Origin of the sequence: Candidatus Palibaumannia cicadellinicola (assembly GCF_002855795.1) — a bacterium.
Classification (GTDB): Bacteria; Pseudomonadota; Gammaproteobacteria; order Enterobacterales; family Enterobacteriaceae; genus Baumannia; species Baumannia cicadellinicola_C.
Genome location: NZ_NJPO01000121.1, coordinates 1 through 1,613, shown reverse-complemented (window position 1 = coordinate 1,613; position 1,613 = coordinate 1). Strand labels below are relative to the sequence as shown.

Sequence of the window (1,613 nt, the reverse complement as noted above, 5' to 3'; positions counted from 1 at the left end):
TGTTGTTTACTGCTTATGATCACAAACTGTTACTATCCAAGCATCAGAAACAAAAGAAACAAAAAACGCCACCTGATCAGGTGGCGCTACCCTAACCCCTAACCATAGTTTTTATTGCTTAATAGCGTTTCATCATGTCAAATAATTCATCGTTAGTTTTGGTCATCGCCAACTTATTAATCATGAATTCCATTGCATCGATTTCACCCATAGGATGGATTATTTTGCGTAAGATCCACATTTTCTGTAGTTCTTCCTGAGTCGTCAGCAATTCTTCTTTACGAGTACCAGATCTGTTGTAGTCGATAGCTGGGAAAACACGCTTCTCTGCTATTTTACGCGACAAGTGTAATTCCATGTTACCAGTACCTTTAAATTCTTCGTAAATAACTTCGTCCATCTTTGAACCGGTATCAATTAACGCAGTGGCAATAATGGTCAAGCTGCCACCCTCTTCTATGTTCCGCGCGGCACCAAAGAAACGTTTCGGACGATGCAGGGCATTAGCGTCTACACCACCTGTCAAAACTTTGCCTGAGGCAGGGACTACGGTATTATAGGCGCGTGCAAGACGCGTGATGGAATCTAACAAGATAATGACATCTTTTTTGTGCTCTACGAGTCGCTTTGTTTTTTCGATTACCATTTCTGCTACTTGCACATGGCGTGTAGCCGGCTCGTCAAATGTTGACGCTATCACTTCACCTTTAACTAGCCGCTGCATTTCTGTTACTTCTTCTGGGCGTTCGTCGATTAATAAAACCATCAGTACGCAATCAGGATAGTTGTAAGTAATACTTTGCGCAATATTTTGCATCAGCATAGTTTTACCGGCTTTCGGCGGCGCTACTATTAGACCACGCTGACCACGTCCAATAGGCGATGCTAAGTCTAGTACGCGAGCCGTTAAATCTTCCGTAGAGCCGTTTCCACGCTCCATGCGCAGACGTGAATTAGCGTGTAACGGAGTTAGGTTTTCGAATAAAATCTTGTTGCGGGCATTTTCTGGTTTATCGTAGTTGACCTCGTTAACCTTCAATAGCGCGAAGTAACGCTCACCTTCTTTCGGCGGACGAATTTTGCCAGAAATAGTATCGCCGGTACGCAGGTTAAAGCGGCGAATCTGGCTGGGAGAAACATATATATCATCTGGACCGGCTAGGTAGGAACTGTCACCAGAGCGCAAAAAGCCAAATCCGTCTTGCAGTATTTCCAGTACACCATCGCCGAAGATATCTTCTCCACTTTTTGCGTGTTGCTTAAGTGTGGCGAAAATGATGTCCTGTTTACGCATGCGGGCTAGGTTTTCGAGCCCCATTTTCTCGCCGATTGTTACTAACTCCGAAACTGGCGTATTTTTTAATTCGGTAAGGTTCATAATGGTGGGTTCTTAAACTAGGAGTATATCTCGAACTGATGTTGTGGATGGTGATGTTATGGATGGGATGGCAGTCTGACGAGACTAATAGCCATTCATACAAAACGAATAAGAATAACAAGAAGACAGCGATTAAGTAATCGTACATTTAATAAAAATAAATAATAATGTTATTTAATCTGGTCTGCTTTTTGACGCAATCCTTGGACACTTTTCGTGTCAAGCATGAATTACC

Annotated in this window: 1 protein-coding gene; it reads right to left on the bottom strand. The window is 42.8% G+C overall.

Going from position 1 to position 1,613, the window contains the following annotated elements; genetic code table 11:
• Positions 1–118 precede the first annotated feature (118 nt).
• A complete protein-coding gene (gene rho / locus CEX73_RS02305) occupies positions 119–1,378 on the bottom strand; it encodes a transcription termination factor Rho (RefSeq protein WP_101626985.1) in 1,260 nt (419 codons plus the stop codon).
• Positions 1,379–1,613: the final 235 nt, after the last annotated feature.